The 12,681-nt window shown below is 63.0% G+C and carries 12 protein-coding genes and 1 pseudogene; 12 read left to right on the top strand and 1 reads right to left on the bottom strand.

The features are described from left to right. Positions 1 to 3 precede the first annotated feature (3 nt). From G3W89_RS19755 to G3W89_RS19725, 7 genes are all read left to right on the top strand, one after another. Positions 4 to 990 carry a 2Fe-2S iron-sulfur cluster binding domain-containing protein gene (locus G3W89_RS19755; RefSeq protein WP_162575776.1) on the top strand — a complete coding sequence of 329 codons (987 nt, stop codon included), beginning with the start codon at positions 4 to 6 and terminating at the stop codon, positions 988 to 990. Positions 991 to 1,006: 16 nt separating this feature from the next. Continuing rightward, a complete protein-coding gene (locus G3W89_RS19750) occupies positions 1,007 to 1,315 on the top strand; it encodes a non-heme iron oxygenase ferredoxin subunit (RefSeq protein ID WP_162577557.1) in 309 nt (102 codons plus the stop codon). Between the two features lie 98 nt (positions 1,316 to 1,413). Next, the gene (locus tag G3W89_RS19745) at positions 1,414 to 2,319 is read left to right on the top strand and encodes a Bug family tripartite tricarboxylate transporter substrate binding protein (protein WP_162575775.1); all 906 of its coding nucleotides are present in this window, start codon (positions 1,414 to 1,416) and stop codon (positions 2,317 to 2,319) included. 66 nt (positions 2,320 to 2,385) lie between these two features. Further along, on the top strand, positions 2,386 to 3,876 hold the full coding sequence (locus G3W89_RS19740) for an aldehyde dehydrogenase (RefSeq protein WP_162575774.1): 1,491 nt from the start codon (positions 2,386 to 2,388) through the stop codon (positions 3,874 to 3,876). Beyond that, the gene (locus G3W89_RS19735; protein ID WP_332107448.1) at positions 3,877 to 5,673 is read left to right on the top strand and encodes a thiamine pyrophosphate-binding protein; all 1,797 of its coding nucleotides are present in this window, start codon (positions 3,877 to 3,879) and stop codon (positions 5,671 to 5,673) included. It abuts the gene before it with no gap. Between the two features lie 93 nt (positions 5,674 to 5,766). After that, the gene (locus G3W89_RS19730) at positions 5,767 to 6,531 is read left to right on the top strand and encodes a class II aldolase/adducin family protein (RefSeq protein ID WP_162575772.1); all 765 of its coding nucleotides are present in this window, start codon (positions 5,767 to 5,769) and stop codon (positions 6,529 to 6,531) included. 114 nt (positions 6,532 to 6,645) lie between these two features. Beyond that, a complete protein-coding gene (locus G3W89_RS19725) occupies positions 6,646 to 7,461 on the top strand; it encodes an IclR family transcriptional regulator (RefSeq protein ID WP_162575771.1) in 816 nt (271 codons plus the stop codon). A 49-nt stretch (positions 7,462 to 7,510) separates the two neighbouring features. Here G3W89_RS19725 and G3W89_RS19720 read toward each other — a convergent pair whose 3' ends face one another. Then, a complete protein-coding gene (locus tag G3W89_RS19720) occupies positions 7,511 to 8,305 on the bottom strand; it encodes an IclR family transcriptional regulator (RefSeq protein ID WP_162575770.1) in 795 nt (264 codons plus the stop codon). A 138-nt stretch (positions 8,306 to 8,443) separates the two neighbouring features. Here G3W89_RS19720 and G3W89_RS33705 point away from each other — a divergent pair. The 5 genes and pseudogenes from G3W89_RS33705 to G3W89_RS19700 form a co-directional block, all read left to right on the top strand. After that, positions 8,444 to 8,611: pseudogene (locus tag G3W89_RS33705) on the top strand (zinc ribbon domain-containing protein); the annotation flags it as partial. A gap of 6 nt (positions 8,612 to 8,617) precedes the next feature. Next, positions 8,618 to 8,884 (top strand): OB-fold domain-containing protein, encoded by a 267-nt coding sequence (locus G3W89_RS33345; protein WP_232076642.1) that lies wholly within the window; start codon positions 8,618 to 8,620, stop codon positions 8,882 to 8,884. After that, positions 8,881 to 10,029, top strand: coding sequence for a thiolase family protein (locus G3W89_RS19710; RefSeq protein WP_162575768.1), 1,149 nt, complete (start codon positions 8,881 to 8,883; stop codon positions 10,027 to 10,029). The genes G3W89_RS33345 and G3W89_RS19710 overlap by 4 nt, the downstream gene beginning before the upstream one ends. Before the next feature lie 39 nt (positions 10,030 to 10,068). Further along, complete coding sequence (locus tag G3W89_RS19705) at positions 10,069 to 11,298, top strand: CaiB/BaiF CoA transferase family protein (protein ID WP_162575767.1); 1,230 nt, start codon at positions 10,069 to 10,071, stop codon at positions 11,296 to 11,298. Continuing rightward, positions 11,299 to 12,165 carry an alpha/beta fold hydrolase gene (locus G3W89_RS19700; protein ID WP_162575766.1) on the top strand — a complete coding sequence of 289 codons (867 nt, stop codon included), beginning with the start codon at positions 11,299 to 11,301 and terminating at the stop codon, positions 12,163 to 12,165. The last annotated feature ends 516 nt before the right edge of the window (positions 12,166 to 12,681 follow it).

Below are 12,681 nucleotides of genomic sequence, written 5' to 3'. Positions count from 1 at the left end.
TCCGTGAGCGTCGAAATCGACGGCGGGCCGAGCTTCCGGCAGCCAGTAGGGGACCGTGTGATGCGGGCCGCCCTGCGCGCCGGGGTTGCCTTTCCCTACGAATGCAACTCGGGAAGCTGCGGTTGCTGCCGTTTCGAACTGCTGAGCGGCACCGTGGACGTCGCCTGGTCGGAGGCGCCCGCATGGACGGACCGAGACCGCCGCAAGGGGCGGTACCTCGGTTGCCAGACGTGTGCGACCTCCGACCTCGTGATTCGTGTGATGCCGGACGAGAAAGTGCTTGCCGGGCCCAGGCCGCAGAAGTTCAGCGCAGTCCTGAGTGCCAAGCGCTGGGTGACGCACGACATGTGCATGCTTGTTTTTCATTCGGACGGGCCGGCGGAGTTTCTTCCCGGGCAATACGCAATCGTGCGCGCACCGGCTGTTCCCGCACGCTGCTATTCCATGTCCAACCTGCCGAACAATTCAGGCGACTGGGAATTCATCGTGCGACGCGTACCGGGCGGGGAATCCAGCGAAGCCGTTGTGGATTCGAGAATCGGTACCCCATTCGAACTCGACGGGCCCTATGGCATGGCGTTCCTCAGGGAAGCTGGGGCGGAGGATCTTGTCTGCGTTGCCGGGGGCTCGGGGCTCGCCCCGATGCTATCGATCGCACGCGCCGCAGATGCCGCGGGCCGCTCGGTGGAGTTTTTCTACGGTGGCCGCCGTCCGCAGGACATGGCATGCATTCGCGAAATCGAGGCACTTGCCGGGTTCGGCACCCGCCTTGGCGTACATGCGGCGATTTCGTCGCCTCACCCGACCGAGGACGCGCACTGGACCGGTGAACGTTGCCTCCTGCCCGAGCTTCTGAAACGCCGGCTCGGAGCCGAGTTGCCCCGATTCCGCTACTACGCCGCAGGTGCGCCGGTGCTGATGTCCGCGCTGGAAGAGATGCTGGTGGGGAATGCCTTGCCGCCGGATCGGCTGCACTTTGACCGCTTTTAGTGAGAGGGTTTTGACCATGTTCGAGATTGCATGCGCTGCGTCCGATTTGCAGGATGGCCAGGCGCGCTGGTGTTCCGTCCGTGGCGAGGAAGTCGCCGTGTACCGTGTCGACGGCGAATACTTTGCCAGCGAAGACCGCTGCTCGCACGGCAGCACATCTCTTTCTGACGGCGAACTGGACGGCCACGAGATCGAATGTCCCCTGCACCACGGCAGTTTCGACATCCGCACCGGCGTGCCCGTCGCGCTGCCGTGCATCAAGGCCATCCGCGTCTTCCCAATAAGGATCGAGAACGGAAACGTCTTGGTCTCGCTCGATTCATGACTTACATACCCAGGAGCAACACAATGCCTCTCACCCGTCGCAGCGCCGTTGGCGCCCTTGCAGTCGCGATCGCCAGTCCCTCGCTGATGAGGTCGGCCTTGGCGCAGCAATTCCAACCCACCAAGAGCGTGCGAATCATCGTGCCCTACACGCCTGGGGGCGTGCCCGACCTCATGGCCAGGCAGATCGCCAAGCAACTGGGGGCCATGTGGAAGCAGACGGTTATCGTGGAGAACAGAGCTGGCGCCTCGGGTGCCATAGGCATCGACAACCTCGCGAAGTCGCCGGGCGATGGGCACTCGTTTCTCATTGCCGACGATGGCGCTCTAATTTCCGCGCCCTTGTTGAAGGCCAAGTTGTCTTATGACCCGGTGACGGACATCGTGCCACTGGGCTCCGTCGGCGCCTCTCCCTACATCATCTTCGGCCCACCTGATTCACCATCGCTTCAGCAACTCTTCGCACGTGCGAAGTCCGATCCGGGTTCGGTGGACTACGCGACCAACGGTGTCGGGGGCCCGCATCATCTGGCCTGGGAGCGTTGGCAGGAGCAGCTGGGCCTGAAGCTGAACCAGGTCGCATACAGCGGCACCTTGCCGGCGTTGCAAGACGTGGCGGCGGGTCGCGTCGCCCTCATGGTCGCTACACCTTCAAGCGCGTTGGCACTGCTTCAAGCGGGGCGCATCAAGCCGCTCGCCGCTGTCTCGAAGACGCGTTTTCCATTCTTGCCGAACGTGCCTACGACGCTTGAACTTGGGTATCCGACGATGGAAGGGGTCGCCTGGTACTGCTTCATGGCACCCGGAACGATGCCTGCGGACTTAAGGGAAAAGGTAAGTGCGGATCTTCGGGCCGTGCTCAATTCGAAGGAATACATCACCTCGGTAGAAGAGAGGCACAACGTGCCTCTCGTCCTCACGGGCAAGGAAGCCGGTGAGCGGATGACCCGCGAGCGTGCGCAGGCAAAAGCACTCTTCAAGCGTATTGGCATCGAGCCGGCTTGATTCCTCCCATCCGCAACCAATTAAGCAATCGAGCGGCCGGTAATGCGCGTCGCGAAGGAACAAATCATGAATCTTGAAAAGACTGGCGAAATTCGGACGATGAAGATGTTCATCGATGGGCACTGGGTCGACGCGTCAGATGGCGGCACCCTGGAAAGCTCCAACCCCTATTCAGGCCAGGTGTGGGCAAGGGTTCCCAATGCGACGCAGCTGGATGTCGAAACCGCAGTGCTGGCGGCAAGACGTGCGTTCGATGAAGGCGAGTGGCGTGAGACGACCCCCCAACACCGGGCGCGCCTCATGCGGCGGCTGGCAGACCTCATTGCAAAGAATGCCGAAGATCTCGCCCGCATCGAGTCGACCGACAACGGAAAGCTCTATCGTGAGATGCTGGCGCAGTGGCGCTACATGCCCGAGTGGTTTCACTACTATGCGGGTCTCGCAGTTTCCGGGCAGGGCCGCGTCCTGCCGAGCGACAAGCCCAATTTCATCGCGATGACGCGGAAGGAACCGATGGGCGTGGTGGCGGCGATCACTCCGTGGAACTCGCCTGCGTTTCTCATGAACTGGAAACTTGCCCCGGCCCTCGCAGCCGGGTGCACCTTTATCGTCAAGCCGTCGGAGCACACGCCGGTGTCGAGCTTGGCGTTCGCCGCACTCGTCGAAGAGGCTGGCTTTCCCAAGGGCGTGTTCAACGTGCTCTCCGGTGGCCCTGAAGTGGGCAAGCTGCTGTCTTCCGATCCCCGCATCGACAAGGTCGCGTTCACGGGGTCGGACGGCGTTGGCAAGATGATCGCGCAGGCCGCCGCCAAGAACCTGACCCGGGTCGGTCTCGAGCTGGGAGGAAAGTCGGCGCAGGTGGTGTTCGATGACTGTGACCTGGCCGTCACCGCCAACGGCATCATTTCCGGCATCTTCGCGGCCACCGGCCAGTCTTGCATGGCGGGCTCGCGCTTGATCGTGCAAAAGGGTGTCAAACGGGCATTGATCGACCGCATCCTCGAGCGAGTCAAGACGATCAAGCTTGGCGATCCCATGCTGTCGGAAACGGAGATGGGCCCGGCCGCCACCAAGCCGCAGTTCGACAAGGTGCTGTCGATGGTGAAGACGGCCCGCGAAGAGGGCGCACGCGTAGTCTGCGGTGGGCGGGGCGCAGAGATCGGTGGGTACTTCATAGAGCCGACGATACTCGACGACATCACGCCTGCCATGAGCATCTTCCAAGACGAAGTATTTGGCCCTGTGCTGGCCGTCGTCGAGTTCGAGACCGAAGAAGAGGCAGTGAAGCTCGCGAACGACACGCGCTATGGACTCGCAGCGGGCGTCTGGACGCTGAACGTGCAAAGGGCGCATCGTGTATCCGGTCTCATCCGCGCGGGCTCGGTGTGGATCAATTCGTACCGCACGCTGGCCCCATACGCTCCCTTCGGCGGCTATGGGCAAAGTGGCATCGGCCGCGAAAACGGTCCGGAGGGACTCGCCGAATACCAGGAAACGAAGACAGTGTGGATCGAGACGAGCGGCAAGTCGCGTGATCCGTTCACGATCGGCCTTTGAGTGGGTGCGCTGTCCGTGAACCACGATTCAATTGAAGTCCCGGAAGGAAGTCGGCCACCACTGGCGTTTGCGAGCGACGTGGCCGCGGAGATGCTCAGGAGGCTGGGCATCGAGTACATCGCCCTGAACCCGGGAGCAAGTTACAGGGGGCTGCATGATAGTCTCGTGAACTATCTGGGCAACCGCAAGCCGCAGATGCTGCTGTGCCTCAATGAAGATCACGCAGTCTCGATCGCGCATGGTTACGCCAAGGCGACTGACAGGATGATGGCCTGCGCCCTGCACAGCAACGTCGGATTGATGCACGGGCTCATGGGCATCTTCAATGCTTGGTGCGACCGAGTGCCCATGTTGGTGCTCGGTGCCACGGGCCCTGTCGCAGTGGAGAAACGTCGCCCCTGGATCGACTGGATCCACACGACGAAGGACCAGGGCGCGCTGCTGCGGCACTTCACGAAATGGGACGACGAGCCCCGCTCCGCGGATTCCATCGTGGAAGGAATGATCCGCGCCGGGCAGACGAGCATGACATTGCCGCACGGGCCCACGTACATGTGCCTGGATGCCGGGCTTCAGGAGGAGAAGCTCGCGAAGCCGGTGCGTATCCCCGAGCTCACGCGATTTGCGGCGCCGCCTCCGCCTGCCGCAAGCCAGGCTCAGGTCGAGCGCGTTGCCGCGCTGTTGCTCGAAAGCCGCCAGCCCGTGCTGTTGTTCGGTCGAGGCAATCGCACGCAGGATGCCTGGGGCAAACGCGTGCAGCTGGCCGAACTGGTCGGCGCGCGCGTACTCACATCCGTGCGCGAACGTGCGATCTTCCCGACTGACCATCCGCTCAATGCATCTGCGCCCATCCAGTGGATGTCGCCGCATGTGAAGTCCGTGGTCGCAAGTGCCGACGTGCTCGTGAGCCTCGAATGGCCGGAGCTGAACGGGACGCTGCAGCAAATCTCGCGCGACACCACGACCTGCAAGTCGCAGGTGGTTCATGTATCGCTCGAGAACTACATGCAGAACGGCTGGAGCATGGATCACTTCAGCGTGCCACCGGTCGACGTGCCGATCCTGGCAGATGGAGACACGTTCGTGTCGCAGTTGCTCGCGTACCTCCAGCAACTCATCCGCCCCGGCCAACGTTGGAACGGCAGCAGCTTCAACCAGCACAAGCCCGCCGAGTACAGCGAAGGCGCGCAGAACGAGTTGCAGCCGCGCGACGTCGAAGTGGCGCTCGCCAAGGTGCGTGGCAACCAGAAGTTCACGCTGGCCCATGTCACGATCGGCTGGGCTGGCGACGTGTACCACTTCCAGGACCCGCTCGATTTCCTCGGGCATGACGGTGGCGGCGGACTTGCGGCTGGCCCTGGACTGACCGTCGGTGCGGCGCTGGCCTTGCGGGATAGCGGACGCATCGTCATTGGCGTGCTGGGCGACGGCGATTTCATCCAGGGCGCGACGGCCTTGTGGACCGCGGCCCACTACCGTATTCCTGCACTCTTCCTGGTCTCGAACAACCGTTCGAACTTCAACGACGAGATCCATCAGGAAGCCGTAGCGAAGGCGCGAGGACGCGAGCCAAAGAACCGATGGATCGGACAGCGCATCGACGACCCCGCAGTGGACCTGTGTGCACTCGCGCGCGCCCAGGGTGTCGAAGCCGGCGAACCGGTCGCGAGTTCCGAAGCGCTTGAAGAAGAACTGCGTCGGGCACTGGCAATCGTCGCGGCGGGGCGACCCTACTTCATCGACGCACACGTCGCCACAGGCTATGCCAACCCGCCGCTGTCACGCGGCGAAGAGTAACGCGGAAGGTGCGTCCATGGCCACGATCCAGTCCGACGCAGCTGCCGTGCGCGGCATCGGGCGCGAACCGACCCTCCTCCTATTGAAAAGAAAATGATGAACGAAAGTCTGAACACGACACGTCAGCGAGTCTCCGCGGCCGAGTGGAACGTCCGAGTGCAACTTTCGGCCGCCTACCGGCTGCTCGCACACTTCGGGGTGAACGACCTCACGTACAACCACCTGTCCGCGCGCGTTCCGGACGCGCCGAACCAGTATCTGGTGAAGCCCACGACATTCATGTTCGACGAGGTCACGGCTTCGACGCTGCAGAAGTTCGACTTCGACGGGCAGCCATTCCAGGAAGGCCCACCCAGCCGTGGCGGCGCCTTCGTGATCCACGCAGGTATCCTGGCGGCGCGGCCGGATGTGAACGTGATCTTCCACACGCACACGACGGCGAACACGGCGGTATCCGCGCAGGAGGAAGGGCTGATGATGCTGAGCCAGCACGCGATGGCGTTCTACAAGCGCATCGCCTATCACAGATTCGGCGGCTTCGAATTCAACCTCGAGCAACGCGAACCGCTGCTGAGGGACCTGGGTCAGTACAGGTACGCCATCTTGCGCAACCACGGCGCGCTCGTGTGCGGGCACAGCGTGCCTCAAACCTTCGTGGACCATCACTTCCTCGAGATGGCATGTCGCGCACAGGTTGCCGCATTGGCGGGGGGTAGGCCCGTTACGACGATCGAGCCCGAGGTCTGCGAGTACGCGGCCGTCCAATACGAGGGCATAGACCCCGCGAAGTCAGGCAGCAAGGACTGGGCTGCATGTATCCGGCTGTTGGACCGCATTTCTCCGGGCTACGACGAGTGATGTCATCGCGGCAGCATGCGCGTAGTGCGCTGCGGATTCACCAAGACCATTGGAGTTTTCGCCCGGAACGCCAGCACCTGCCGGCATAATCCCCGCATGCGAAGAAGCACATCGATGGAGTCGCCAAGCGCAGCTCACTCCACAAGCGACACCGGGACGGTTGCGCGCATCGCGTTGCTGCTGAGGCTGGCAGCGGAACAACGAGACGCTTTTTCCCTGAAGGACATTGCGACTTCCGCAGCGTTGCCGGTTCCCACTGTGTATCGCCTGCTCGACCTCATGGCCCGCGAGGGCCTGATCGCCCACGAGGGAGGGCGTCGGGGCTATCGGATCGGCACGGAGTTGTATCGCATCGGCTCCCTCGTAAAGGCGAATACGCCGCTCTCGAAGGTGATCCACGCGATCCTTGTCGAGGCTGTGTCGGAAATCGACGAGACCTGCCACTTCGCCCAGTTCCTGCCGTCGCAACTCGCGATCATGTTCGATGCAAGCGTTGAGTCTTCGCACCCCTTGGGCTTTCGCTGGCATATGCACAAGCCACTTTCGCTAGTCTGGGGCGCAAGCGGTCGAACGGTGCTCGCTTACTTGCCCGAGGAAAAGATGGACCAGGCCCTGGCCGAGGAGTCCAAGTGGTCTTCTCCCAAGGAACCCCCGAAGCGCGAGGACCTGAAGCAGGCCCTCAGCACAATTCGCGAACTGGGTTATGGGTTTACGAGAGGAGAACGCGTCCCCGAAGCGGTAAGCGTGCTGGCTCCCGTATTCGACGAGAACAACTCGATCTACGGTGCATTGGGGTTCGTCATTCCCGAGCCGCGCTTCGACATGGCCAGACTTGAGCCATTGGCTGCCGTAGCCAAGAAATATGCCCAGCAGTTGTCGTCTGCCCTGGGTGCGCCTCGATCTTCTCCGGCAAGCTCGAATCCGCGGTGACGTGGACTGTCTGGAGCGGCCCCCCCGCGCTCTCGGAGAATGAGGTCCATCAGTTGCACATCGCCACATCAGTGCCGGAGAACGATGAAACCGCCGCGGCTGTCAGGTCGGCGGCCGCGAGTCGAACCAGGTCGATATGCTTCGCGGTGAGTTCCGGTCGCCGGCGGGCAGCGGGCATCGACACACCGACGCTGCCGATGACGACGTTCGATGCGGCGGCGAAGACTGGCGCGGCGATCGCGTGCGCCCCCTGAGCGCGCTGGCTTTCGCTCACTGCATAGCCGTTTCGGCGCACGGACGCCAGGGAACTGAGCATGCTGGCCCAATCCGGCAGCCGTGTGTGATCTTGATCTTCAGTGCATTCGCGCAGGTAGATGGCCTTCACGATCGTTTCGGGGAGGACTGAAGCCACCGCCCGACCCGAAGCGCCCCGCAGCAGCGAATAGTCGAGGTCGGTGCGAGTCACGTAGCCAATCGCGTGATGCGATTGCAGTGAGGCGATGAAACGCAGACGTCCGGACTCCGACAAGTACGCGGCATAGAAGGCAGACTCGCCGCTGCGCTCCACAAGCTGCTGCTGGACGCGCTCGATTGCTTCGTAAAAGCGGCCGAGCAACAGCAGCGTGCTGGTAGGCCGCAGAAAACCTGGCCCTGTTCGATAGCGGCTGTTCGCATCTTGGGTTGCGTACTGCGCGCTGGTCAAGAGCTTCAGGATGCGATGCGCCGTGCTGGTCGGCAACTGCAGCGCGTTCGCCACCTGCGTCACCGAGAGTGGGCGCCCCGCTTCAGCCAGTAGAAGCAGGACGTGCATGCCGCGAAGAACGGCGCTCGATGAGTGTTCCATGGGGGCGGGCTATGTCCAAACGAGTGCAGAGGCGGGCTACTTCGATCCCGGCAAGCGGGACGGGGCGGGCGGGTTCGTGCTCATAGCCATACCCCAAACTGCTCCATAAAATCGGTGAGTGGATTGTAATTCCATTCAATGAAAGTAGACGCAACTTCTATGTCGACCCGATCCGATGGCGTCCCACGCACCCAATTAACTGTCTTGCCCTACCTGGAGCAAATCCGCGGAGGCGCAGTCCGGCTGCTTGGCACGCGGTGTCGCTCGTGCGGATTCAACACGTTCCCGCCTACGACGGTGTGTCCGAGTTGCATGGCGCTGGACGTCGAGCCGCTGCGCCTCTCCGCGGCCGGCACGTTGTACAGCTTTACGACCATTCGGCATGGCAAGGCGGAGACATACGGCGGCTACGTGGACTTCCCCGAGAAGGTCCGCGTGTTCGGCCACTTGGCCGGCTTCACGCCGGAAGCCCCGCCCAAGTGCGACATGGTCGTGTCCGTCGTCCCCGGCAAGGCGCAGACGGCGGAGGCGACAGCGGCCGCGATCGACTACCTCTTCGTCGAGGGGTGTGGCCGATGAGCAGGCGCACTACCTACGTCGTCGGTACCGGCATGGTCCCGTTCGGTCGCTTCCCCGAACTGAGTCACCGCGAGTTTGCCTGGCCGGCCGCCCGCGCTGCAATCCTCGAGTCGGGCTTTCGCAAGGACGAGATCGATGTTGCGTACTCCGCTTGCGTGCTTGGCGGAATGCTCACCGGCCAGCAAATCCTCGGCAAGATCGGGCTCACGGGCCTGCCCATCATCAACATCGAAAACGCGTGCTCAAGCGGGTCCACAGCCCTCGGTGAAGCGATCGCGCGCATCCAGGCGGGAATGGCCGATGTCGCTCTCGTGGTGGGCGTGGACATGCTCAGCAAGCTCGGACGCGGCCCGCTGCCCCTGTCGCCGGACGATTGGGACGCCGCGCACGGGCTCACGATGCCCGGTGTCTATGCGATGCGCGCGCAGCGATACCTCCATGAACACGGTATCAGCCGGACCGACCTGTCGCGCGTCGCCGTAAAGGCTCGCGCCAATGGTGCCCGCAATCCCCTGGCGCAACTCACGACGCCGATCACGCTCGAAGAAGCGGAAAGTTCGCGGATCGTGGCCGACCCGCTGCGGCTGGCGCACTGCTGTCCGACGGGTGACGGCGCGGCTGCTGTGGTCATCGCGTCTGAGGATTGGGTAAAGCGTTCGAGCTGCACGATGCCGATCAAGGTCGCCGCGACCGTGCTGCACTCCGGGCACTTTGACCCTGGACCCATCTCGATGGTGAAGTCGCACGTGTCCACCAGATCGGCCGCCGAAGCCTACGAAGCGGCGGGCATCGGACCCGAAGACATCGACGTCGCGGAAATCCACGACTCCTTCTCCATTGCCGAACTCATGTACTACGAGGCCTTCGGCTTCGCCGGCCCCGGAGAGGCGGTCGCTTTGCTTCGCAGTGGTCAGACGGAGCTGGGCGGCAAGCATGTCATCAACCCCTCGGGCGGCCTGATGGCGCGTGGGCACCCCATCGCCGCCACCGGGGTCGCCCAGATCGTCGAGATCTCGCGTCAGCTCCAAGGACGCAACGGCGCGCACCAGGTCGAAGGTGCACGCATCGGCTTGTGCCACGCCACCGGAGGCGGCATCTCCGGCTTCGAGCATGGCGCGTGCGCCGTGACGATCCTGACGCGATAGCCAGCCACCACCACCACCACAACAACAACAGGGCAGACCATGACTGTTCCGATCGGCACGCCGAGTGCCCCATTGGCCGGCTACAGAGTGTTGGACATGACGACTTTCCTGTCCGGTCCGTTCGCCACCCAGATCCTGGCGGACCTGGGCGCCGAAGTGGTCAAAATCGAGCCCCACAACGGGGGGGATTCCAGCCGCACGATCCCACCCTATTTCGTCGAAGGTGACAGCGCGTATTTTCTGGGGATCAACAGGAGCAAACGCAGCATTGCGCTGGACTTGAAGTCGCCACATGGCGTCGCGCTGCTGAAAGAGATGATCGCAGTCTGTGACGTGGTGGTTGAGAACTACCGTCCCGGTGTCGCCGCGCGCATGGGCCTGGATAGCGAGAAGCTGAGAGCGCAGCACCCTCGCTTGATCTGGGCTTCGATAAGCGGCTTCGGACAGACCGGGCCGTGCAAGGATCACCCTGCCTACGACATGATCGTTCAGGCCTTGTCAGGCGTCATGAGCTTGACGGGGGAGGCCGGCCGCCCTGCGGTGAGACTCGGCATCCCTGCCGGGGACATCGTGGCCGGCATGTACGCCTCCATCGCGATCAATGCAGCGCTGGCGGACCGCGAGCGGACCGGGAAGGGGCGTGCGATCGACATCTCCATGCTGGACTGCCAGCTAGCGATGCTCTCTTACCAGAGTACGTATGCCTTGGTGGCCGGGATCACGCCACAACCGCAAGGTGCGAAGCATGACTCGATTCCCACCTACCGGTCGTTCGTCGGCAAGGACGGACGCGAATTGGTCGTGACCGCCAACACTGAGCGCATGTGGCGGGGGATGTGTTCGGCGATTGGGTGCCCGGAATTGGCTGACGACGTCCGCTTTTGCGATGCGCGCAGCCGCCTCGCCAACCGCAACGCGCTATGGCCCATCCTGGAAGCCGCATTCAGCAGCAAGTCCGCCGCCGATTGGATCGAGCCGCTACAGGTTCAGGGCGTCCCGGTTGCGCTCATCAAGAAGGTCCCGGAAGCATTGGCGGACGCGCGCGAAGCCGGCCGCGGCATGGTCATGCAACTCGACGACCTCGACGGGCGCTCCGTTGAAGTCGTGGGCAATCCGATCAAGCTGCAAGGTGAGTCGCCGCTGCTTCCACGATATCCGCCAAGACTCGGCGAAGGCGCCCACCCAGTGCTCGCATCCTGGTTGGGAAAAACGGAGCGGGACGTCGAGTCGATTGCCGCATTGGGTGCCTTGCAGTTGTCACGTGCGTGAATGAATCCCGTGTCGCAGGCATATGCGTCCACCTCTCCCTTTGCCTGCAAGGTCACGAAGTCGAGTTGCTGGACCTCGCGAGGGCGGATCGCCTACGACATCGCGGGCGAAGGGCCGTGCGTTGTCCTTCTGCACCCGATTGGCATCGACCGTTCCTGGTGGGACAGCTTTGCGACCGCTTGGTCGCCAGTGCGAACCCTCATCGCCATAGACATGCTGGGCCATGGCGAATCCGAGCTCCTGACGTCATCCATCACGTTGGCTGAGCATGCGCATTGCGTCTGGGAGGTCCTGGATGCGCAGGGAATCGGGGCAGCATCTTTCCTGGGCGTTTCCATGGGCGGCATGGTTGCGCAGCATGTCGCCATCCAGAGGCCGCAGGCTGTGCGCGCACTCATTGCCTGTGCCACTGCGGCGACATTTCCTGACGACGCGCGCACCACAATCCGCGCCCGGGGAAACACTGGCGTTGCCGGAAAGGTGGCAGACATGGCTCCGGAGACCCTGCGCCGATGGTTCAGCGATCATGCGCCTGCACAGCTGGTCGCGCGCTGCGAAACGGCGCTGCTCCAACAGGACTGGTACAGCTGGAGCGTGAACTGGCAGGCGATCTCCGCGGTGGAGACGATCCAGGGACTTTCCGCGATCAACGTGCCGACACTCGCCGTCGCATGTGCGGCCGACGCAAGTCTGCCCATCGCGGTGACGCGTCGCATCGCGGAAGTTGCACGGGGTGAATTCATTTGGATCGAGGGCGCGTCGCATTTCGGCATCTTCGAGACGCCTGCGCGCTTCATCGACCCGATCGACGCCTTCCTGCGCAGGCATGAGCGCCAGGCAGATAGGAGCAGCGCAAACGGCTCATGAAGGCACCAGGTCGCGCAGCCGTGAATTCAAACCAGGCCATTCTTGGGATGCGCGACACAGTCATCGGCGACGCGCTGGACGAACTCGCCGGTCGGTTCGCGGCGGACGGTGCCCTCGTTCGTGCGTGCTGATGCTCGCCCAGCCCGTTGGTCCGAATTGGTAGTCCAACCTGGCTATGACACCTTGCTGCGTGCATCGGCAGGCCGTAGCTAAGCGTTTCTGTGGTTTCCAATTCTTGTCAAGAAGCCTGCCGAACTGGCCGAGAGGCCCGGCGCCACCCAGAGCGAAGCGCTGGCGGTCCGCCGCACTGCGGTCGTCCTCTCCTCCATTCGGTCTCTCGCGCAGCTGTTCATCGAGCCATCGGCGCGCATCGCCAAGCGCTCAATCCATCTCGCAAAGCAGGGAAGGGCCCAGGCCGACAGGAAGCACAATGCTGTGGACTATGCTGGCACATGTTACTTACCGCACACGAGCGAGAACTGCAAGCTTGGACGAATGACTTCTCTTTGGTCATCA

It is taken from the genome of Variovorax sp. PBL-H6 (assembly GCF_901827155.1).
Lineage (GTDB): Bacteria > Pseudomonadota > Gammaproteobacteria > Burkholderiales > Burkholderiaceae_C > Variovorax.
This window is presented reverse-complemented; position numbering and strand designations above follow the sequence as displayed.